Below are 21,667 nucleotides of genomic sequence, written 5' to 3' on the forward strand. Positions count from 1 at the left end.
GGTGAGTGCGCCACTGCGGTGGTTCACCACACATACGACGATGGGAACGATGGCATGCCTCTTGAGGGTGAGTACGAGCCCAGCCCCACCGGGTGGGTACGCGAGCAGGTGGAGTTGATCGAGAGTTCGGGCGGGACGCAGGGGATGACGTTGATGGACACGGGAATGCCCGTGATCCTGCTGACCACCCGAGGCGCCAAGAGCGGCAAGATACGCAAGACGCCCCTCATGCGCGTGGAGCACGAGGGCACGTATGCCGCCGTCGCCTCCCTGGGCGGTGCCCCCAAGCACCCGGTCTGGTACTACAACGTCAAGGCAGACCCCCGCGTGGAACTCCAGGACGGCACGGTCCGCAAGGACATGCGGGCCCGCGAGGTGACCGGCGAGGAAAAGGCGTTGTGGTGGGAACGCGCCGTCGCGGCATACCCGCCCTACGCCGACTACCAGAAGAAGACCGACCGCGAGATCCCGGTCTTCGTCCTGGAACCGGTCGACGATTCCTAATCTCTTTGTCAAGCGGCGTTCGTGACGGGGGGTATGGATTCGTAGCACCGTCCGTCGCGCAACAGGGCCCACAGGACGTTGACCCGGCGTCGGGCGAGGGCGAGGACGGCCTGGGTGTGCCGCTTGCCTTCGGCGCGTTTGCGGTCGTAGAAGCGGCGGGATTCGTCACAGCAGCGGATGCTGATCAGCGCGGAGGTATAGAAGACGCGCTGGAGTCGCCGACTGTAACGTCTGGGTCGGTGCAGATTGCCGCTGATCTTGCCCGAGTCGCGTGGAGCCGGGGCAACGCCGGCGAACCCGGCGAGGCGGTCCGGGCTGTCGAAGGCCGTCATGTCGCCGCCGGTGGCGGCGAGGAACTCGGCGCCGAGCAGGGGGCCGATGCCGGGCATGCTCGCGATCACCTCGGCGTGTTTGTGCTCGCGAAACCGGGCCTCGATGAGCTTGTCGGTCTCGGCGATCTGCTCGTTGAGGCGCATCACCTCCTTGGCGAGCGTGTGCACGAGCTGGGCCGTCGGCTTCTCCCCGGTCACGCTGGTGTGCTGGCTCTCGGCGGCCGCCAGGGCCTTCTCGGCGAGTTGGGCAGCACCGCGGACCTTGCGGTTGCGCAGCCAGGTCTCCAGCCTCCGAGCCCCGGTCCTGCGGATGGCGGCTGGGGTCTGGTAGCCGGTCAGCAGGATCAGCGGGCCGGTATTCGTGAGGTCCAGAGCCCGGTCCAGAGCGGGAAAGATGCTGGTGAGGTGATTGTGGAGCCGGTTGATCACGCGGGTGCGGTCGTCGGCGAGGTCGCGGCGATGGCCGGTGTGGACCTTGATCTCGGCGACCAGTTCGTCACCGGGCCGCAAGGGCTGCAGGTCCCGGCGGATCCGGGCCTGGTCGGCGATGATCGCGGCATCCTTGGCGTCGGTCTTGCCTTCGCCCCGGTAGCCCTCGGAGGCGCGGCTGACGGCTCGGCCGGGGATGTAAAGCGTGTGCTGTCCGTGGTTGAGCAGCAGATCGATCATCAGGGCGGCGCCGCCGTCGGCCAGGTCGATGCCCCAGGTGACCTCATCGCCCAGGGCGAGGACGTCGGCCAGGAGCTTCAGCAACTCCGTCTCGTCGTTGGCCACTCGCCGCGACAGCAGCCGCTTGCCGGTGTCGTCGATCACCACGCAGTGGTGATGGGTCCTGCCGGCATCGATGCCGGCCCAGATCGCTGTCACGCGCTCTCCACGGGTCGCTTGCTTACCTGCACCACAGACGACCTCGCTGGCGAGTCCCTACTCAGCGATCGGATCGCAATTCCTAATCAGCAGCCGAGTCGTCGGGGGGTGTCGGGCGGCGAATCGTAGGAAGCCACGGACGGCAGACCACTGAAAGCCACACCCGACACCCCTGGGTGAGCCAACCCTACGAATGGCTCGCTCATCCCGATCAACAAGGTAGGGACCACTGATCCCGTAGCCACGGTGCTCGGCAGGCCCGGCCGGTTCCTCCGAATCCGGTAGGCATGAAGCGGCGTGCGCCGGGCAGACGAGTCTCAGGCCCCGCCGCGCTCCCCCGTCGCGGCGGGGTCGCCCCCTGTCTGGGCGGGGGCAACCCCGCAGGTCAGCTGCCGTGTGGCTGGCGGCGGGCGGTTCGTTTCGCGGTCAGTGCGTCCGTGATGTCGAGGAAGATCTGGTCGGCTTCCGGGATCGCGTAGGACACGGTGCGCTTGATGCGTTCGGCGACCAGCTCGACCTCTTCGCTGTCCAGACCGGGAGTCAGGTCGATCCGGGCGGCCACCAGAGTCGAGTCCAGGCCCAGCTTCATCGTCAGCAGGGACTCCACGGAGTCGATCTCCGGCTGCGCCTGAAGCAGGTAACGGATACGGCGGCTCTGCTCGGGGTCCGCGGCCCGGCCGATCAGCTGGTCGCGGGCGTCGCGGCCCAGGCGGTACGCCACGTACACGAGCAGCGCCCCGATGGCGCACGAGGCCAGTGCTTCCCAGACGACCTGGCCGGTGGCCATGTGGAGCGCCATTCCGGCGATCGCGAGGGTCACGCCGAGCACGGCGGTCCCGTCCTCGGCGACGACCGTCCGCAGCGCCGGATCACGGGCCCCGGCGACACCGCCCTGGATGCGCACCTGGTGCAGGGCCCGCAACAGGGAGATCCCCTCGGAGACGAGGGCGACCCCGAGGACGACGAGCCCCGCCACATAGCCGTCGTACGACTCCGCCGCTCTCCCGCGCAGCGCCTCGAAAGCCTGGAAGAAGGAGAAGCAGCCGCCCATCACGAAGATGCCGACGGCTGCCAGAAGCGACCAGAAGAAGCGTTCCTTGCCGTAGCCGAAGGGATGGCGGCTGTCGGCGGGACGCCGGCTGCGGCGCAGGGCAGCGAGGAGGAACACCTCGTTCACGCTGTCGGCCACGGAGTGCGCCGCCTCCGAGAGCAGCGCGGGTGAGCCCGCGATCAGGCCGCCGACCGTCTTGGCCACGGCGATCATGACATTCGCAGCCAGCGCCACCAGCACGGTGACACGGGTTCTGCGGTCCGACACGGTCAAGGGCTTACGGCTCACTTCGGCCGATTGCCCCAGTCGCGCGCACTCACACGAGGTGAGCGGCGAAATCGGGGAACTCCTGTCACCAGGGCGGGTCCGGGCGCCCCTCAGACAGAACGGACAGAACAGAACGGGCAGGACAGGCAGGACGGGCAGGATCAGGAGACGGGAGCCATGAGCGACACAGACGGCAACACCGAGTACGGCAGGAAGTCGTTCAAGCGGTCCAAGAGCCACTTCACGGACCGCATCACGGCGGACGGCCGGGACGGCTGGCCGGTCGAGGCCGGACGGTACCGGCTGGTCGCCAGCCGGGCCTGCCCCTGGGCGAGCCGCGCGGTGATCTCGCGGCGGCTGCTGGGTCTGGAGGACGCCCTGCCGCTGGCCATCGCCGACCCCATCCAGGACGACCGCAGCTGGCGCTTCACGCTGGACCCGGACGGCCGCGACCCCGTACTCGGCATCCGCTTCCTCAGCGAGGCGTACGACGCACGCGAGACGGACTACCCGGGCGGCGTCAGCGTCCCCGCGATCGTGGACGTACCCAGTGGCCGCCTGGTCACCAACGATTACCAGCAGATCACCCTGGACCTGGCCACCGAGTGGACGGCCCTGCACCGGGACGGGGCGCCGGACCTCTATCCGGCCCGGCTGCGCGACGAGATCGACGAGATCATGGAGGAGGTGTACGAGGACGTCAACAACGGGGTGTACCGGGCCGGCTTCGCCACCTGCCAGGAGGAGTACGAGACGGCCTGTGAACGGCTCTTCCGGCGACTGGAGCTGCTGTCGGCACGGCTCGCCGACCGGCGCTATCTGGTCGGCGACACGATCACGGAGGCGGACATCCGGCTGTTCACCACGCTGGTCCGGTTCGACGCCGTCTGCCACGGCCACTTCAAGTGCAACCGCTGGAAGTTGACGGAGGATGAGGTGCTGTGGGCGTACGTCCGCGATCTCTACCAGACGCCCGGCTTCGGCGACACCGTCGACTTCGACCACATCAAGCGCCACTACTACAAGGTCCACACGGGCATCAACCCGACCCGCATCGTGCCGCTGGGCCCCGACCTGTCCGGCTGGCTGACGCCGCACCGCCGTGAGGAGCTCGGTGGCCGCCCGTTCGGCGACGGGACGCCGCCGGGGCCGGTGCCCGAGGGTGAGCGGGTCCCGGCAGCGGGGCGGCCCTGACCCGCGCGTACAGGAACACCGACAACGACAAATAGACAAAGGCATAAGGACATAAGGAGTCAGCGATGCCGAAGAAGCAGAAGAAGATGAAGCTGCCCCTCGCCTACAAGCCCCTCGGCTTTCTGCTCGGCTGGACCAGCGGAACCCTCGCCAGCCTGGTCTTCCAGAGGACGTGGAAGGCAATCCGGCACGAGGACGACGCGCCCGACGCACTGGACAAGGACCGCAGTTGGGGCGAGATCCTGCTGGCCGCGGCCGTCCAGGGGGCCATCTTCGCCGTCGTCCGCAGCGCCGTGGACCGTTCGGGTGCCGCGTTCGTCGAGCGCAAGACCGGAGTGTGGCCGTCCGGCGAAGAGGGAGGGCGGGACTGAACTCCCTTACGGTCGCGTAAGGTTGGCTTCCGGAACGGCGGCCGGAAGGCAGGAGAGCGAGCTGTGAGCACCAGCCAGCCAGAAGTGGGCGACATTGTCGAGGACTTCGCGCTGTCCGACGAGACCGGCACGTCCCGGAAGCTCTCCGAGCTCCTGGCCGAGGGTCCCGTCGTTCTCTTCTTCTACCCGGCCGCCCTCACGCCGGGCTGCACTGCCGAGGCGTGCCACTTCCGCGATCTGGCCGCCGAGTTCGCCGCCGCCGGGGCGCGGCCGGTGGGAATCAGCGGCGATCCGGTGGACCGGCAGCAGGAGTTCGCGGGGAAGCACACGCTCGGGTTTCCGCTGCTGTCGGATCCCGACGGGGCAATCCGGGAGCGGTTCGGTGTGAAGCGCGGTTTCTCCATGGCGCCCACGAAACGGGTCACCTTCGTCATCTCCGAGGACCGGAAGGTACTCGAGGTGGTGCGCAGCGAGTTCAGGATGAGCGCACACGCGGACCGCGCCCTGGCGGTCCTGCGTTCAGCCTGACTGCGTCGCTGCGTCTCTTCGAGGTCCTCCACATGGAAGTCCAGGTGGACCTGGAGGGAGTTCTCGGGGCGCGGCCGGCTCGGCGGAGTGGCCGTCGCGCCGACGGAACGCCATGCAGGTCCCGTCGGCGGCCTTGATCTCCAGGCGGTTCGCGGTCGCGTCCCTCTGGTCGGCCTCCAGCAACGCCTTTTGAAGTTCTCTCCCGGATGAAACCGGGAGACTCTCCCCTGGATCGCTCCGGGGAGTGTGACAGGTCATGCCTGTCCAGCGACGACCCTTCCGGCCGCAGGAGCAAGTACGGGACTCGCTCGGCTTGTTGGGGACTTGGTTATCGCCCCCGACGATGAACTGAACGTACCAGGTGCGTTACGGAGTGAAGCGGCGGTGCTCCGCACCGCCAGGCACGCCGCCCCGTCGTCCACGGGTACCCCGCACTCCGGATTCAGCCGTCCAGGACCAACGGGCCGCCCGGCATGGGCATTTCGCCAAGGCCGCCGGAAGAGTAACGAAGGTCACGGAGAAGTCACGGAGGTCACGGCATAGATCATTTACGATCAGGGCAGCCTCGTAGCGAATTCGAGTCAACTTTCGTCTCGGGAAGCGCAGTTCGAGTCGGCGGGGATCGGTTCCGATCGCTCGCTCGCAGGGTGGGGGGCCCTGTGAATCGTCTCCAAGAGAGGATACGAATGCCGCAGGACGTCAAATTCGACCTCCCCTTCACCACCCCCATCAGCGAACATCTCGAGTACGCCCGGGCGCGTCATCTGCGCTGGGTCTGGGACCGTCGTCTGGTCCGCAGCAAAGAAGGTTTCGAGGAGTACCGGTCCTGGGATCTGCCCCAGGCCGCTGCCCGTACGTATCCGCACGCCTCGGCCGAGGACATGGTCGTCCTCATGAACTGGTTCTCGCTGGCCTTCCTTTTCGACGACCAGTTCGACGCCGCCAGGCCGGACCGCGCCGACCGCATAGCGGACGTCGCACGTGAGCTCATCGTCACGCCGCTGCGTCCCGCGGGGAGCACGCCCCGGGTGGACTGCCCGATCACGGTGGCCTGGGCGGAGGTCTGGGCGCACCTTTCCGAGGGCATGTCGCTGACGTGGCGTACGCGGTTCGCGGCCTCCTGGGGCCGGTTTCTCGTGGCGCACACCGAGGAGGTCGACCTGGCGGCCCGTGGCCTGGAAGGCACCCTCGGTCTTGAGGAGTACGCCGAGTTCCGCCGCCGTACGGTCGGCATTCACCACAGCATCGACGCCGGTGAGCGCAGCCGCGGCTTCGAGGTTCCGGCACAGGTGCAGGCCCATCCGCTGATGATCCGGATGCGGGATCTGGCCGCGGACACCATCGGCTTCATGAACGACATCCACTCCTTCGAGCGCGAGAAGCGCAGAGGAGACGGACACAACCTCATAGCCGTCCTGCACCGGGAGCGCCGGTGCACCTGGCAGGAGGCGGCCGACGAGGCGTTCCGGATGACCACGGACTGTCTCGACCGGTACGTCGAACTGGAGGCCCAGGTACCGCAGATGTGCGACGAGCTGGGGCTGGAGGAGGAACAGCGGGACCAGGTACGGATGGGCGTCGAGGCCATCCAGCACTGGATCAACGGCAACTACGAATGGGCGCTGACCTCGGGCCGCTACACCGCGGACAAGGAAACCCCGGCGGCTGCCGCGGAGTTGGCGGGCCGGGGGTCGGTGGACGACCTGCTCACGGTCTGACGCGGGCAACCGTTCGGCCGGCCACCCCACAGGTGGCCGGCCGAACGCGTTCCTATACGGCGAACTCGACCGGCAGGCGGTCCAGTCGTGCCTCCCACGTGGAGGCCGTCGAGGTGAGCTCTTTCGGTGCGACCGCGAGGCGCAGACCCGGCAGGCGGTGCAGGAGGACGTCGACGGCCGTTTCGATGATTGCCTGGCCGATGTTCTGCCCCGGGCACTCGTGCGGGCCGCCGCTGAAGGCGAGATGCGACTGGTTGCCGTGCACGGAGATGCCGACGTCGGGCCGGATCTCCGGGTCGACGTTGCCCGCGGTCAGTCCGAGCACCAGCAGGTCGCCCTCCTGGAGCCGGTGTCCGCCGAGTTCGAGATCGGCGGCGGCGAACCGGCCCGGCAGGACGGCCAGCGGCGGGGTGTTCCACATCACCTCCTCGACGACCGCGGAGATGTTCAGCTGGCCGCTGACCAGGCCGGCGAGCCGGGTGGTGTCGGTGAGGATCAGTTGCAGCACCCGGGCCAGCAGATTGCTGGTGGTGGTGTGCGCGGCGATCAGCACCAGCCGCAGGTGGCTGAGGATCTCGTCGTCGTCGAGTCCGGCGTGGTGTTCCATGAGCCCGGTGGTGAAGTCGGAGCCGGGCTCCACTCGCTTGCGTTCCGCGAGTTCTCCGAGGATCTGCATGATGCGGTCGTTGTGCAGAACGGCGTCCTCACCGCCCTTGAGCACCTGCGCGGAGGATTCGGCCAGCCGCCGCCCCTCTCCCTCCGCGAGTCCGTAGATCCTGGTGAGTACGAGCATCGGCAGGTACTCGGCGTACTCGGCCACGAGGTCGGCGCTGCCCGCGCCCGCGAAGGCGTCGATCTGCTTGTTCGCGAAGTGCGTGACATGGCGACGGATCCCCCGGCTCGCCACCGCCTGCAGATTGTCGGTGACGGCGCCGCGCAGCCTGCGGTGCGGTTCGCCGTCCTGGGACACGCAGTCCGGGCGCCAGCCGAGCATCGGGATCAGCGGTGAGGTGCTCTCGACGCGGCCCTCCTTCCAGTCCCGCCAGATCCGCGCGTCGCGGCTGAACTGACGGGGGTTGTCGAGCACCCGTCGGTTCTCCCGGTAGCCGAGCACCAGCCAGGCGGGGATGTCACCTTCGAGGAGTACCGGCGCGACCGGCCCGTGTTCCTTGCGCAGCCTGGCGTAGATGCCGTGCGGGTCGCCCGCCGCCTCGGGCCCGTAGAGGCGGGTGGATTCCTCTCCCCCGCCGTGCGCGACCGGGCAGCCGCGCGGGGCGTCCGGACCGTTCGAGGGCTGATCGGTCATCGAGTCTCCAGAGCGACGGCAGAAGCAGAGCGTTCCTTGAGATGACGTATCAGGGCGATGAGTACGTCACGGCTTGATCCCCGGTCGCGGGCGTCGCAGGCCACGATCGGGGTGTGCGGGGAGATATCCAGGGCGTCCCGGATCTCCTCGAACGGGTGGTCCTTGGAGTCGGGGAAGACGTTGAGGGCGATGACGAAGGGGACGTTCTGCCGCTCCATCTCCTCGATGGCCCGGAAGCTGGAGGCCAGCCGACGGGTGTCGACCAGGACGACGGCGCCGAGCGCGCCCTTGAACAGGCCGTTCCACAGGAACCAGAACCGCTCCTGCCCAGGCGTCCCGAACAGGTACAGCACCAGCTGCTCGTTGATGCCGATCTTGCCGAAGTCGAGGCTGACGGTGGTCTCCTGCTTGTCCGCCACCCCGATCAGGTTGTCGACGTCGGCGCTGGCCTGAGTCAGCGTCTCCTCGGTGGTGAGCGGCTTGATGTCGCTGACCGAGCGGACCATGGTGGTCTTTCCGGTGCCGAATCCGCCGGCGATCATCACCTTCACCGAGCGGGCGCCGGCCGGCAGGGTGCCCCCGGCCGCCTGTCGGCCGGGATGGTCAAAGCCTTTCAAGTCCACTGAGTACCTCCTCAAGGAGCGCGAGGTCGGGCCCGCGACCGGCGCCGGACGCCGGGATGGGATCACGGGCTTCGATACGGCCTGCGTCCAGCAGATCGGCCAGGAGCACCGCGAGAATGTTGAACGGCAATCCGAGGTGGGCGCCGAGTTCGGCGACCGACAGCGGATCGCGGCAGCGCCGGAGGATCTCCTCGTGTTCGTGCTGCATACCGGGGACGGTGGCGGCACGGGAGATGATGAGGGTCGCCACGTCGAGGCTCGACGCCGAACCGCCCGGTCCGCTGCGGCCGCCTGTGAGGACGTAGTAGCGCTCCAGACCGGACGGGTTCAGGGGTCGGCTGGGACCACTCATCCAGAGTGCTCCTCCAGGCGCGGAGTGGTGCCGAGGAGCTCACCCATCCTGCGGGCGAGATCCCTCATCTGATGTCCGAGCAGGCCCTGGTCGAGGCCTTCCCTGGTGAGGACTCCGAGGTACGTCTCCACGCCGGCCCGCACCACGAAGAGATGGCCACCGTCGACCTCGATCATCGCCAGGCGCAACTGCCCGGCGTACTGGGGGAACTGCCCGGCCACCGGCTGTGCCAGCGCCTGCAGTCCCGCCACCACGGCGGCGAAACGGTCCACGTCGTCGGGGTCGTCGGCGCCGTAGGAGGTGATGGCCTTTCCGTCGCTGGAGGCCACCAGGGCGAAGCGGATCTCCTTGATGCTCTCGACCAGATCGCGCAGCGCCCAGCTCACGTCGGTTCCCTGTTGCGTCATGTGGACTAGTCGCTCTCTTCAGTGCGGTGCTCGGTGGACTCGCGTCCCGCGGTGGACTCGAGTCCGGCGGTCGGCTCGTCGTCTCCGGCGGTCGGCTCGCGCCCGGCGGTGGCGAAAGCGGCCAGGCCGGTGAAGGACGCGTCCGGCGGCACGGCGTGCGAGGCCGTGTTCGCAGAGTTCTCTGACGTCGCAGCCCCGTCTTCCTCGGGCTCGACCGGCTTCGGCCGGGTGGACTCCGCTCGCTTGCGGCGCCGGGGCAGACCGCCGGGTGTGGTGTCCCCGGCTTCTTCGGCGGAGTCCGGAGCGGACTCGGGCGCGGCCACCTCGGTGCTCATCTCGGCCGGGGCGGCGACCTGAGCGGCCGGAGCCGGAGCCGTGACGGCGGCAGGCAACGGGCTGAAGTACTTGTGGGGTACCACCAGTACGACCGAGGTGCCGAGCCAGGGCGAGTCCGCGAACGTGACCCTGATGCCGTAGCGGCGGGCCAGGGCCCCCACCACGCGGAGGCCGAGATGGGCGTCCTCGGACACACCGCCGAGACCGGGGCCGGCGGCTTCGCCCTCCAGCGCCTGGAGCGCCTCCCGCTTCTTTTCCTCGTTCAGCCCCTTGCCCGAGTCCTGGATCTCGATGCCGACGCCGTTCGGCACCTCCTTGCCGGAGACGACCACGGGCTCGGTGGGCGGCGAGTAGCGCGCCGCGTTGTCCAGGAGGTGGGCGAAGACCAGCGTGAGGTGGTCCACCAGGCCGCCGTCGACGCCGAGTTCGGGCAGATGCCGGACCTGGATACGGTCGAAGTCCTTGATCCGGCCGATGCCGCCGCGGACCACGCTGAGCAGCCGCTGCGGTTCCTGCCACTGCCGGCCGGGCCGGTCCGAGCCGCCGAGTACGCCGATGCTCGCGGCCAGACAGTCGGCGGGGCCGATCTCCTGGTCGAGCTCCATCAGGCCCTGGGCCACGGCGGGCAGCCTGCCGTGCTCGCCCTGCAACTCGTGCAGACGTCCGCGCAGCTTGCTGGTGAGCACGTGGATACGGCTGCCGATGCTGATGACCGCGTGCTCGGCCGCGGTGGAGCGGTTGAACTCCTCCTCCACGCCGATCAGCGCGGTCCTGAGCACCTTGCGCAACTCGGCCCGCAGGTCGGGGCTGACCTCCGCGCACTGGTTGACGGTGGGCAGCACGTCGTCGATGGCCTCACCGCTGCGCAGCCGCTTCAGCGCGTCCGGCAGCTGGGTGTCCGCGAGCAGAGCTACGGCGGCCTGCTGCCGGTCCAGCTGCACCTGCCAGGCCTGGGCCTGCTCGGCGATCCGCGCCTCGTACACCCGGGCCTGCTCGGCCAGCTGCGCGTCGTGGGCCGAGCGCTCGGCGGCGTACTTCCGCTCCAGGCCGACCACATGCTGCTGCCACTGCTGGGAGTGCTCGGCCTGCGCGTTCCTGAACTCACCCGCACTGCTGCGCAGTCGCCGCTGTGAGCGGACAAGTAAACGTACGCAGAAGGCACTTGCCGTCGTCGCCAGCGCCCCGGCGACGATCGCGGGTATTCGGTTCTGATCGGTTCCCGCGACGGCGGCGGCCACGGTCCCGGCGCACAGGGCCAGAGGCAGCAGCCACCAGCTGTACCAGGAGACCGGAGCCCGCGCCGCCGGTGGCGGAGTGGCAAGTTCCATCTGCATCCTTCGAAGCAACATGGTCGAACAGGGGGGCGGGAGAAGCTCGGGGACGCACTCGTCGTGCGGCGGTCAACCGCGCAACGGGCATGCGTGGACAGCGAGCGACAACGGAGTGCTGCCGCGCCAACTCGCCGCGCCACAAGGAACCTTATCGGGTCTGATCTGATGAGGATCAACCTCACGACCCACATCCATAAGGCTTTCACCATGCTCCGACCTGGGACGTTCGAGTCGACAAATCCCTTTACTCGCCACTCCGCCCCCCTCTCGACGGTGTGACACGAGCGCGCGGATACGCCATGGGACACATGGGCATGCATTTCATGATCGCCCCCAAGCCCCCTGGTTGACCTTGAGGAGATGTACCGATGAGCGGAATGTCAGGTACTTCCGCGGCGGCTCCCACCGCGCCCGGTCGCCTGCCCTTGATCGGGCACGGACACCAACTGGCCAGACGTCCCCTGGAGTTCATGGACTCGCTGCGCAGTCAGGGCAGCGTCGTCAAGATCCTGATAGGACCTACCGCTGCCTATGTGGTCACCGATCCGGCCGTCACCCGCCGGGTGCTGGTGACGGAGGTCGACGCGTTCGCCAAGGGCGGCAAGATCATCGACGCGCTGCGGGTGTTCTTCGGCGACGGGCTCGCCACGATCGCCGACGGCGACCTGCACCTGAAGCACCGGCGGCTGATGCAGCCCATGTTCAACAAGGCACACATCGCCACCCGGGGCGACGTCATGATCGGGCACGTACGGGCCGCGACCGATGCGTGGGCGGAGGGGGTCGCGCGGGACACGTACGAGGACATGAACGATCTGACGCTGTCGACCTTCCTCGTGGCACTCTTCGGTTCGGGACTGCCGGGTCACGTCGAGGCGGAGTTCCAGAGCCTCATGCCGGCGATCATGCGCGGCACGATCCGGCAGACCATCCTGCCGGGCTGGGTGACGAAGCTGCCGCTGCCCGCGAACCGCGCGCACGAGCGGCGGGTCGCGCGCCTGCGGGCGCTCATCGACCAGGCCATCGACCATCACCGCGCCCAACTGGCCGCGGAGCCGGACACGTCGGCCGGGCCAGCCGCCGGCTGTCCCGCACACGCGGGCGGCTCGACGGACAGCCCGGCAGGCGGCTCAACAGGCAGCTCGACGGGCAACTCGCCCGAAGGCGGCCTCTTCTCCACCCTCCTCACCGCCGACGACCCCGAGACGGGCCCCCTCTCACGCCAGCAGCTCCAGGACGAGGCGATCACACTCCTCACCGGGGCCATCGAGACCACGGGGACGACACTCGCCTGGACCCTGTACGAGATCAGCCGGAACGCGGAGATCGAGCGGCGGCTGCACGACGAGCTCGACACCGTGTGCGGCGACCGGCCACTGCGCCAGGAGGACCTGAGCTCACTGCCGTACATGCGCAGCGTCCTCAAGGAAGCCATGCGCATGTACGGCCCCGCCTGGCTCGTCACACGCACCACCACACGTCAGGTCGTCCTCGACGGACACCCGATCCCCGAGGGTGCGGATGTCGTCTACAGCCCGTACGTCCACCAGCACGACCCCGACGTCTACGCCGCCCCCAAGGCCTTCGACCCGGACCGCTGGGAGCCGGAGCGCGCCAAGAGCATCAACCGCGCCTCGTTCCTCGCCTTCGGCGACGGCCGCCGTAAGTGCATCGGCGAGGAGTTCGCCTGGACCGAACTCCTCATCGTCCTGGCCACCGTCGTCCAGCGCTGGCGCCTGACCCTGACATCGGCTCCCCCACGCCCGCAGGCCATCGTCACAGTCAAGCCGGACAAGCTCTCGATGACACCGCAGCCGAGGGTGCCGAGGACGACGGAGGAGAAGGCGGAGCAACCCGTCTGACGGCGCGTGTAGCGCGTATACAGCGTGCTTACGCCCCTCTCATGAGGCGCTCCCGGCGCTCGGGGTCACCGACTCCGAGGCCGGGGGCGGGCGCCAGGGAGAGGACGCCGACCTTGCCCAGGTGGTCGTTGCTCTGAACGAGGCGGGCGGCCTCCGCCGTGGCGGTGAGGGGGTAGGTCTCGGTGAGCGCGGGGGTGAGGTGGCCGAGGTCCAGGAGGCGGCCGACCGCGGCCTGTTCCTGCAGGTTGGAGCCGTGGCTGCCGATGACGCGCTTGAGCCGCATCCAGAGGTAGCGGTTGTCGAACTCGTGCTGATAGCCGGTGCTGGACCCGCAGGTCACGACCGCGCCACCACGCCGTACGACGAAGACGGAGACACCGAAGGTGGCCCGGCCGACGTGCTCGAAGACGATATGCGGATCCTCGCCCGTCGCGGCCCGGATCAGCTTCCCGAGCCGCTTGCCGACCACGGTGGGATCGGCCGGTGCCTCGCTGCTGGTGAGCCCGATCTCCTCCCGGTTGATCACCACATGACAGCCCAGCCGGCGGGCGTACTCCGCCTTCCGCTCACTGCTGACGACGCCGACGGCAATCCCGCCGCCGTTACGGACGAGTTGGACGGCATACGCCCCGAGCCCGCCGGCCGCTCCCCAGATCAGCACCACATCGCCCTGCGTCATCCGGGCGCCCCGGTCACTGACCAGCATGCGGTACGCCGTGCCCGCGCACAGCGGATTCGAGGCCGCTTCTTCCCAGCTCAAGTGGGCTGGTTTGGGGAGGAGTTGGCTGGTGCGGGCCACGCAGTAGTGGGCGAGCCCGCCGTAGTTGGTCTCGAAGCCCCACGCCAGCATGCCCGAGCCCAGCATGCCGTCGGCGTGGGTCGCCGGATCCTCCTCGTCCACGTACACGGGGCTCACCACGACCCGGTCGCCGACCTGCCAGCGGCGTACGCCCGATCCGGTGCGCACGACGACCCCGGACGCGTCCGAGCCGATCACGTGGAACGGCTGGTCGTGCCGGGCCGCCCAGCGGTCCTGGCGGCCGAAGTGCTTCAGGAAGGTGAAGGTCGGGATGGGTTCGAACATCGCCGACCAGACGGTGTTGTAGTTGATGCCGCTCGCCATGACGGCCACCAGCACCTCGTTCGGGGCGAGTTCGGGCATCGGTACGGAGCCGATGTGGATGGACTTGCGGACGTCCTTGTCCGCGACTCCGGTGAAGCTGTCCACGTCCTCCGCCCGCAGATGGGCGGCGGTGTAGTGACCGGGCAGGGGAAGCTGTTCCAGTTCGGCACGGGCGGCTCCCGCCACCACGGCCTGGGCCAGCGCGTCCATGTTTCCTCCTTGGTGGGGCCTTGAGAGGTCAGCTCAGGCCGAGGCCCGCTGCGAGCGTCGGCCACGAGGCCTTGAACTCCTGCCGCCAGTTCGGCCAGTTGTGCACTCCGCCGTTGTAGAAGTGCACCTGTGCCGGGATGTTCAGAGCCTCCAACTGCCTTGCGAATCGGTGCGCTTGGGACCAAAGGACGCCTTCGAGCACCGCACCTTCGAGGTTGCCGAAGTCATTGCTGGGCAGTCCGCTGCCCTGGGAGACGTACAGCCTGGTGCCCTTGAGGTGGCGTGCCTGTGCGTAGGGGTTGTGCCGGGTCCAGTTGTCGCGCTGGAGCAGCGGGCTGCCCCACAGGGTCAGGGGCGGCAGCTGTTCGCGGGCGACGATCGCGTTGAGGACGGTGGGCATGCCGAGGGCGGTGGTGTCGAGGATCCCGCTGTACGAGGCTGCCGCCCCGAAGGTGCCGGGGTGCCGTGCGGCGAAGGCGAGGGCGCCGTAGCCGCCGGTGGAGACGCCGGCGACGGCACGCTTGGTGCCGGCTCTGAACCTCTGCGCCAACAGCCCCATCAGTTCGTCGACTTGGAACGTCTCGTAGTCCGGCGCGTCGGCGCTGCCGTAGTTCCACCAGTCGGTGGGGATACCGGTGGGGCCCGAGGCCGGCATCACCGTGAGGACGTCCTTGTCCGCCATGAAGTCGGCGACGTCCGTCTCGCGGGTCCAGGAGGTGTAGTCGTCGTGGGCGCCCTGGAGGAGGTAGAGGACGGGCCAGGTGCGGTCCGGCTGCGCGGCGTAACGCGTCGGAAGGATCACGCGTACGGGCACAGTGGCGCCGACCGCCGGGGAGTCGACCATGAGGTCCACGGTGCGGGCGTCCAGCCAGTTCTCCCCCACGATGGCGGCGCCGTCCGCGTCTGCCACGGTCGCCGCCGTGGGTGCCGCGGACGACTGCGGGGCTAGCGCAACTCCCGTGCCGATCAGGGATGTTGTGAGGGCTATGGCGAGGGCGCAGCGGCGCTGCAGACGCGGTTTCGGACGCGGCATGGGTGAAGTCCCTTCAGGAGTCCTTCAGAAGTCCCGCAGATCGCGTGTCAGCAGTCCGGCGAGTACGTCGACGACCGGTGGGTCGAGCAGTGACAGGTGGTGGCCGGGCAGCGGGACGACGGTGAGGTCGGTGCAGTGGGCGTCCCAGCCGAGCGCCTGGTCGTCGCGTTCGTAGCGGGGGTCGCGAACCGTGTGCGGGGCGGGCTCGCTCGCGCGGTAGAGGAGGGTGCGGCCGGTGTGGAGCCCGGGTGTGTGGCGTTCGCCGCTGCGCAGGTCCAGATACGAGGTGCGCTGGTGCTCCAGTACGGAGTCCGGCAGCTCGACGGTGTCGCTCAGCACCTTGAGGACGAGGTCGATCCTGTCCATGTCGTCGAGTCCGGCGAGTTCGTCGTACGGGAGGTCGAGGCGGGTGCCGTAGGTGCGTTCCACGTACGCGGCGAAGTCCTGGAAGTGGCGCAGGGCCCGCTCGGTGGCGGTGAGCCGGGTCGGCAGCGGCAGTACCGAGTCGATCAGGACGAGGGCGGTGACGGTGCCGTGCGGGGACAGGAGCCGGGCTGTCTCCTGGGCGACGAGACCGCCGTACGACCAACCGCCCACCGCCCAGGGCCCGTTGGGGCGCGCCTCGCGTACGCGCCGGGCGAACTCCGCTGCCCGGCCCGGCACGTCGTCGGGGTCCGGCAGCCGGTCGAAGCCGTGGACCGGGCGGTCGCCGTCGAGGCGTGCGGCCAACCGGGCGTAGACGTCAGCGGATCCGCCGGCGGCGTGGGCCAGGAAGAGGGGGGTTTGCCGGCCCGTGGCGGGGAAAGCACGGAGGTGATCGGAGGCGACGGATCGCGCTCGTACCGGGAGGGCCGGGTGCGCCAAGTCCGTGTCGCCCCCGAACAGTTGGGCGACCCTCCGCAGAGTCCCCTGTTTCAGCAGCACTCCGGGCTCGACCTCGACATCGAACTCCCGCTGCACGACGGCCCGGATGCGCACGGCCGTGAGCGAGTCCAGGCCGAAGTCGGTCAGCGGCGTGTCGGGATCGATGTGTTCGGGGCTGTACCCCATCACTCCGGCCACGCACAGCCGCAGCCGTTCGACGGGGCTCATGGCGCGGTCGGTGGACCCGGCCTGGGGCTCGGCCGGGCCCACCGCCGTCTCCTCCCCCACCCAGAACCTGCGGTGCCGCCAGCGCGGCGCCGGTACGTCCACGATGCGCCCCTCGGGGTGCAGGCGTTCGCGCGGCCGGGCTGTCCGTACACCGTGCACGAGGAGGGTGGCGAGTGAGGTGCGGAAGGTGAGCGCGTCGTCGGTGTCGCGGCGCAGGGTGGGGACGACCAGGGAGTCCTCGGCGCCCGTCGCGCGCAGGGTTTCCGTCAGGGGGTGCAACTGCGTTGCGTGCGGGGCGACTTCGACGAAGACGCGGTGTCCGTCCTCGGCCGCCGCGCGTACGGCCTGGGTGAAGCGGACGGGGTTGCGCAGATTGGCCGCCCAGTACGCCGTGTCGGCGGGCGCGGCCTCGCGCGGGTCGTCGAGCACAGTCGAGTAGCGGCGGCAGCGGGAGGCTTCTGCGGAGTGCGGAATCTCGCCCAGCTCGCGGGTGAACTCCCCCAGGAGCGGCTCCACTTCGGGCGAGTGACCGGCTCCGGACACGCCCAGGGCGCGGGCGAAGCCGCCGTCGCCGTTCACCCGGACGACCAGGGCGGCGACGTCCTCGGCCGAGCCGGTGACCACACACTGCACCGGCGAGGCGTGTACGGCGACATCGAGTGTGCGCAACTCTCTTGCCAGTACGGGGATTTGGGTAGCCGGGAGGTCCACGACGGCCATGGCTCCGCCGGTGAGCCGGTCCAGCAGCCGGGAGCGTACGGCGATGATGCGGGCACCGGTGGCCTCGTCGAGGGCTCCGGAGACGACGGCCGCGGCGATCTCGCCCAGGGAATGGCCGATGACGGCGGCGGGTTCGAGGCCGTACGAGCGCCACAGTTCGGCGAGGGCGACCTGGATACCGTAGAGCACGGGCATGACGGTGGCGGGGGTCGACAGGTCGGCGTCGGGGCGGAGCCCGGCGCGCAGGGAGACACCCGCATGGTCGCGCAGCAGTGGCTCCAGGCGGTCGACGGTTGCGGCGAACTGCCCTTCCGTGGCAAGGAGTTTGCTGCCCATGCCGCGCCACTGGGAGCCGTAGCCGGAGAAGACCCAGACCGGTCCGGGGCCGGCCGCTGTCCCCTCCCCGGTGATCAGGTGCGGGGAGGGGGCGCCGGTGGCGAGGCGGGTGAGTGCGGTGACGGTCTCCGGGCGGTCGCGGGTGACGAGGGCCGCGCGGTGCCGGCCGCGTCCCATGCGGCCGGCGAGGGTGCGGGCGAGGTCGGCGTCGCGTACGCGTCGGCTGCCGGGGGTGTTCAGCCAGGCCGCGAGCTCAGCCGCGTACGACCGCACCCTTTCTTTGGTGGGCCCGTCGAGCAACAGGAGCCGGGGACGCTCCGGCGCGCTGCTCGCCCGACGGGCCGGTCTGTGTTCGGGTTCGGCGAGGACGACATGGGCGTTCGTGCCGCCGAAGCCGAAGGCCGAGACGCCCGCCGTCGCCGTGCCCGAGTAGCGGGGCCAGGGTTCCGGGGCGGTGACCACGCGCAGGCCGAGTGCGTCGAGGTCGGCGTGCGGGCCCTGGCGGGTGAAGTGGAGCTGGCCGGGGATCTCGCCGTGGTGCAGCGCCAGCACGGTCTTGATCAGGCCCGCGATGCCCGCCGCGGCCTCCAGGTGTCCGAGGTTCGTCTTGGCGGAGCCGATCAGCAGCGGCTGGTCCGCGGGACGGCCCCGCCCGAGTACGGCACCGAGGGCGCTCGCCTCGATGGGGTCGCCGAGGGCGGTGCCGGTGCCGTGCGCCTCGACGTAGTCGACGGTCATGGGGTCGCGGTGCGCTTGGTGGGCTTCGGCGAGGAGGGCGCGTTGGGCTTCGGCGTTGGGGGCGGTCAGCCCGTTGGAGCGGCCGTCGGAGTTGACGGCTGTCGCGTGGATGACCGCAAGGACCCGGTCGCCGTCGCGTTCGGCGTCGGCGAGGCGTTTCAGTACGACCACGCCGCAGCCCTCGCCGCGTACGATCCCGTCGGCCTCCGCGTCGAACGCCTTGCACCGGCCGTCCGGGGCGAGGGCGCCCGCGCGCTGGAGGCCGAGGGTCACGGCGGGGCTCAGCAGCAGGTTCACCCCGGCGGCGAGCGCGGTGTCGGTCTCGCCGCTGACCAGGCTCCGTACCGCGTGATGCACCGCGACCAGCGATGACGAGCATGCGGTGTCGACGGACATGCTGGGCCCGCGCAGGTCGAGGGCGTACGACAGGCGGCCCGCGGCGATACTCAGGGAGGCGCCGGTGGCGGTCCAGGCGTCCACGGCGCCGGGGTCGGCGGTGGTGAGATGGGCGTATTCGTTGCCGCTGATGCCGACGAAGACGCCGGTGCGGGTGCCGGCGAGCGCGGGCGCAGGCAGGGCCGCGTGGTCCAGGGCCTCGCGAGCGACTTCGAGGAGCATGCGGTGCTGGGGGTCCATGGCGACGGCCTCGTGACCGGCGATCCCGAAGAACTCGGCGTCGAACCCGGCGATCTCGTCGATGCCACCGAGAAAGGCCCCGTGCGGACTCACGTCGTCCGGCAACCGTGCCGGGTGGCGCACGAAGGGCTCCCACCGTCCGTACGGAACCGTGCCCACGGCATCCCGCCCCTCGGCGAGAAGCCGCCAGTACGCCTCCGGCGAGCGGACCCCGCCGGGGAGCCGGCAGCCGAGGCCGACGACGGCGACGGGGGACGGGGCTCCGCGGCCGTCCGCGACACGGGGGGCGTGGGCGCCAACACCGGGCGTGGGGCAGGCGATTGGGGCATCTGGTGCGCGGCCGCCGGCTTCCCCGCTCGGCACTGGGCTGCCGACAGGCGTCGCGCCTGCCGCATGACCGTCGGCCGCTACGCCCGCCATCCGGCCGTCCGCTTCCGCGAGCGGTGCCCTGACCGCCGGAGCCAGGGCGCCGTCGGCGATGCGCGGGGTGTGAGCCGCCGTGCCGGGCCCGTGGCCGTTGGCCGGTACGCCCTGCGCGCGGCCGTCCGCTGCCGGTGCGTCCGCCGCCCAGCCGCCGACAAGCGCAAGCGGCACGTCGCCTGGCTGCGGGCCGCCCTGCGCCGGCGGGGGCGCGGACTGCGCCTCGCCGGCGCCGGCCACCGGACCCGCGTCCTCCGTCAGTCGCGTCACCACCGCGTCGATCGTCGGGGCGTCCCACAGGAACGTGTTCGGGAGGCGGCGGCCGGACAGTTCGCTCAGGGCGGCTGTCAGGGCTACCGCGTCGCGGGAGGTGAGGCCGGTTTCGGCGAGGGGCAGGTCGTCGGGGAGGTCGGAGGGGGCGAGGCCGTACCACGTGTGGAGCCGTTCCGTCACCAGGGCGCGGATCGCCGTACGGGAGGCGGTCATCGGGTGCCGAACCCTCCTTCCAGGAACCGGCTCCGGGCCGCCGTCCGGGAGACCTTTCCGCTGCTGGTGCGGGGCACGGAGCCGGGCGGGACGAGAAGCAGGGTGCCCAGGCGCAGGCCGTGGCGGGTGGAGACGGTGGCGCGTGCGGTGCGTTCGGCCGCGCGGGCGTCCTCGGCCGTCGGTTCGGTGTCGCGGCGGTGTTCCGCGATCACGACGAGTTCCTCGCCCGTGCCTTCCGGCCGGGTGACGCCGAATGCGACGAGGCGGTCGCGGCGGACCAGGGAGACGGCCGTCTGTACGGTCTGCTCGATGTCCTGGGGATAGTGGTTGCGCCCGTCCACGATGATCACGTCCTTGTGCCGCCCGGTGACGAGGAGCCGCCCCTCATACAGGGCGCCGAGATCGCCGGTGCGCAGCCAGTCGCCCGTCGCGCCGAAGCCGAACGTCTCGGCGGAGAGTTCGGCACGCTTCCAGTAGCCGAGCCCGACGTTCGGCCCGCGCACCTGGATCTCGCCGACCCGCCCTTCCGGGAGTACCGCACCGTCCGCGCCGGCGATCCGCACCTCCTGCCCGACGGGCGTCCCGCAGGAGACGAGCACGGCGGCCGTCGCCGCATCCGGCGCCTCCTCGACGCGTCCCTCCGCGAGGGCGTCGGCGTCGCAGACCATGGCCGAGGGCGCCGCGTCCGACGCGTCCGCGGTCACGAAGACCGTGGCCTCCGCCAGTCCGTACGCCGGGCAGTGCGCCGCGGGGTCGAGTCCGGCGGGCGCGAACCTGGTGCGGAAGCGGTCCACCGTCTCCGCGCGCACCGGCTCACTGCCGTTGATGAGCACCCGTACGCGGTCCAGGTCCAGTTCGTCGGCCAGCGTCGGATCCGTGCGCGCCACGCAGTAGTCGTACGCGAAGTTCGGGGCGGCGCTGACGGTCCCCTCGTACGAGCCGAGGAGGCGCAGCCAGCGGGAGGGGTCCTGGAGGAAGTCGGCGGGGTCCATGAGGACGGACGGGAAGCCGCCGACCACGGGGGCGGCGACGCTGAGGACCAGGCCCATGTCGTGGAAGAGCGGCAGCCAGCCGACCGTCGTGGTGGTCCGCGGGTCGGCGACGAACGCGTCGATGGCCTGGCGGGCGTTGGCGACGACATTGGCGTGGCTGATCATCACGCCGGCGGGGCTGCGGGTGGAGCCAGAGGTGTACTGGAGGTAGGCGATGTCGTCGGGCTGGGGCCGCGCTTCCGGTTCGTCCGTAGCCTCGTATTCCGTGCTGGGGACCGGCAGTTGATCGACGGGGACGACCGGCACGTCCGGCAGTTCCCGGTCCCGTACGAAGGCGCGTACGGAGGGTGCCGTGGCCGAGTCGGTGAGCAGGCAGGCGGGTTCGCAGTCGGCGAGGACGCCCGCGAGTCTGCCTTCATGGCCCGGCAGCCCGGGGCCGAAGAGCGGTACGGCGATGACGCGGGCGTACAGGCAGCCGAGGAACCCGGCCGCGTAGTCGAGCCCTTGCGGCAGTACGAGGGCGGCTCGCTCGCCGGGGGACGCGATCGTGGCGAGGTGGTCGGCGACGGCTCTGGCGCGGGCGTCGAGGGCGCGCCAGCCGAGGGTGCGGTGCCGTCCCCTGGGGGCGCTGTCGGGGAAGTCGACGTGAGTGAAGGCGCGTTGCTGCGGCCGGTGCCTGGCCCAGTGCCGCAGGTGGTCCGTCATGAGGGTGGCTTCGACAGTTGGCCGGGCGGGCTGCATGGCGACTCCAACTGTGAGGGGGCGGCGCGAGTTGAGGCGGTGCACGTTGAGGCGGTGCACCAGATTCCGCCTCCTCGGGCTGAGGAGTTAG

General features: G+C 70.2%; 17 protein-coding genes and 1 pseudogene. 6 read left to right on the plus strand and 12 right to left on the minus strand.

Features of this window, described 5'->3' with window-relative positions:
* The first annotated feature begins 54 nt into the window (after positions 1-54).
* Entirely contained in the window at positions 55-504 is a 450-nt protein-coding gene (locus tag ABD357_RS43585) for a nitroreductase family deazaflavin-dependent oxidoreductase (RefSeq protein ID WP_344397306.1), read from the plus strand.
* Positions 505-512: 8 nt separating this feature from the next.
* On the opposite strand, the gene ABD357_RS43590 is transcribed toward ABD357_RS43585, so the two are convergent.
* Both ABD357_RS43590 and ABD357_RS43595 read right to left on the minus strand, forming a co-directional pair.
* Positions 513-1,703, minus strand: a complete 1,191-nt coding sequence (locus tag ABD357_RS43590) for an IS110 family RNA-guided transposase (protein WP_344397308.1) — start codon at positions 1,701-1,703, stop codon at positions 513-515.
* Positions 1,704-2,088: 385 nt separating this feature from the next.
* Entirely contained in the window at positions 2,089-2,967 is an 879-nt protein-coding gene (locus tag ABD357_RS43595; RefSeq protein ID WP_344397636.1) for a cation diffusion facilitator family transporter, read from the minus strand.
* A 231-nt stretch (positions 2,968-3,198) separates the two neighbouring features.
* Between ABD357_RS43595 and ABD357_RS43600 the strand changes: the two genes are divergently transcribed.
* The 3 genes from ABD357_RS43600 (at position 3,199) to ABD357_RS43610 (ending at position 5,114) form a co-directional block, all read left to right on the plus strand.
* The gene (locus ABD357_RS43600) at positions 3,199-4,215 is read left to right on the plus strand and encodes a glutathione S-transferase family protein (RefSeq protein WP_344397310.1); all 1,017 of its coding nucleotides are present in this window, start codon (positions 3,199-3,201) and stop codon (positions 4,213-4,215) included.
* Between the two features lie 65 nt (positions 4,216-4,280).
* On the plus strand, positions 4,281-4,586 hold the full coding sequence (locus ABD357_RS43605; RefSeq protein WP_344397312.1) for a DUF4235 domain-containing protein: 306 nt from the start codon (positions 4,281-4,283) through the stop codon (positions 4,584-4,586).
* A gap of 63 nt (positions 4,587-4,649) precedes the next feature.
* A complete protein-coding gene (locus tag ABD357_RS43610) occupies positions 4,650-5,114 on the plus strand; it encodes a peroxiredoxin (protein ID WP_344397314.1) in 465 nt (154 codons plus the stop codon).
* Positions 5,115-5,116: 2 nt separating this feature from the next.
* On the opposite strand, the pseudogene ABD357_RS43615 reads toward ABD357_RS43610, so the two are convergent.
* Positions 5,117-5,372: pseudogene (locus tag ABD357_RS43615) on the minus strand (hypothetical protein); the annotation flags it as partial.
* Between the two features lie 428 nt (positions 5,373-5,800).
* Between ABD357_RS43615 and ABD357_RS43620 the strand changes: the two are divergent.
* Positions 5,801-6,832, plus strand: coding sequence for a 7-epi-alpha-eudesmol synthase (locus ABD357_RS43620; protein WP_344397315.1), 1,032 nt, complete (start codon positions 5,801-5,803; stop codon positions 6,830-6,832).
* 52 nt (positions 6,833-6,884) lie between these two features.
* Here ABD357_RS43620 and ABD357_RS43625 read toward each other — a convergent pair whose 3' ends face one another.
* From ABD357_RS43625 to ABD357_RS43645, 5 genes are read right to left on the minus strand one after another with little or no spacing between them, the layout of a single operon-like run.
* Positions 6,885-8,138: a cytochrome P450 gene (locus tag ABD357_RS43625; protein ID WP_344397316.1), complete on the minus strand. Its 1,254-nt coding sequence runs from the start codon at positions 8,136-8,138 to the stop codon at positions 6,885-6,887.
* On the minus strand, positions 8,135-8,761 hold the full coding sequence (locus ABD357_RS43630) for a GTP-binding protein (protein WP_344397317.1): 627 nt from the start codon (positions 8,759-8,761) through the stop codon (positions 8,135-8,137). Before ABD357_RS43630 ends, ABD357_RS43625 begins: the two co-directional genes overlap by 4 nt.
* Positions 8,742-9,113 carry a DUF742 domain-containing protein gene (locus ABD357_RS43635; RefSeq protein WP_344397319.1) on the minus strand — a complete coding sequence of 124 codons (372 nt, stop codon included), beginning with the start codon at positions 9,111-9,113 and terminating at the stop codon, positions 8,742-8,744. The genes ABD357_RS43630 and ABD357_RS43635 overlap by 20 nt, the downstream gene beginning before the upstream one ends.
* A complete protein-coding gene (locus tag ABD357_RS43640; protein WP_344397321.1) occupies positions 9,110-9,520 on the minus strand; it encodes a roadblock/LC7 domain-containing protein in 411 nt (136 codons plus the stop codon). The genes ABD357_RS43635 and ABD357_RS43640 overlap by 4 nt, the downstream gene beginning before the upstream one ends.
* A gap of 5 nt (positions 9,521-9,525) precedes the next feature.
* Complete coding sequence (locus tag ABD357_RS43645; RefSeq protein WP_344397323.1) at positions 9,526-11,184, minus strand: sensor histidine kinase; 1,659 nt, start codon at positions 11,182-11,184, stop codon at positions 9,526-9,528.
* A gap of 371 nt (positions 11,185-11,555) precedes the next feature.
* On the opposite strand from ABD357_RS43645, the gene ABD357_RS43650 reads away from it, so the two are divergent.
* Positions 11,556-13,049 carry a cytochrome P450 gene (locus ABD357_RS43650; protein ID WP_344397325.1) on the plus strand — a complete coding sequence of 498 codons (1,494 nt, stop codon included), beginning with the start codon at positions 11,556-11,558 and terminating at the stop codon, positions 13,047-13,049.
* Between the two features lie 28 nt (positions 13,050-13,077).
* On the opposite strand, the gene ccrA is transcribed toward ABD357_RS43650, so the two are convergent.
* From ccrA to ABD357_RS43670, 4 genes are read right to left on the minus strand one after another with little or no spacing between them, the layout of a single operon-like run.
* Complete coding sequence (gene ccrA / locus ABD357_RS43655) at positions 13,078-14,382, minus strand: crotonyl-CoA carboxylase/reductase (RefSeq protein ID WP_344397327.1); 1,305 nt, start codon at positions 14,380-14,382, stop codon at positions 13,078-13,080.
* Positions 14,383-14,410: 28 nt separating this feature from the next.
* Entirely contained in the window at positions 14,411-15,415 is a 1,005-nt protein-coding gene (locus ABD357_RS43660) for an alpha/beta hydrolase (protein ID WP_344397329.1), read from the minus strand.
* Positions 15,416-15,439: 24 nt separating this feature from the next.
* Positions 15,440-19,843 carry a beta-ketoacyl synthase N-terminal-like domain-containing protein gene (locus ABD357_RS43665; protein ID WP_344397331.1) on the minus strand — a complete coding sequence of 1,468 codons (4,404 nt, stop codon included), beginning with the start codon at positions 19,841-19,843 and terminating at the stop codon, positions 15,440-15,442.
* Positions 19,840-21,576 carry a fatty acyl-AMP ligase gene (locus ABD357_RS43670; protein WP_344397638.1) on the minus strand — a complete coding sequence of 579 codons (1,737 nt, stop codon included), beginning with the start codon at positions 21,574-21,576 and terminating at the stop codon, positions 19,840-19,842. Before ABD357_RS43670 ends, ABD357_RS43665 begins: the two co-directional genes overlap by 4 nt.
* Positions 21,577-21,667: the final 91 nt, after the last annotated feature.

It is taken from the genome of Streptomyces vastus (assembly GCF_039532825.1).
Lineage (GTDB): Bacteria > Actinomycetota > Actinomycetes > Streptomycetales > Streptomycetaceae > Streptomyces > Streptomyces vastus.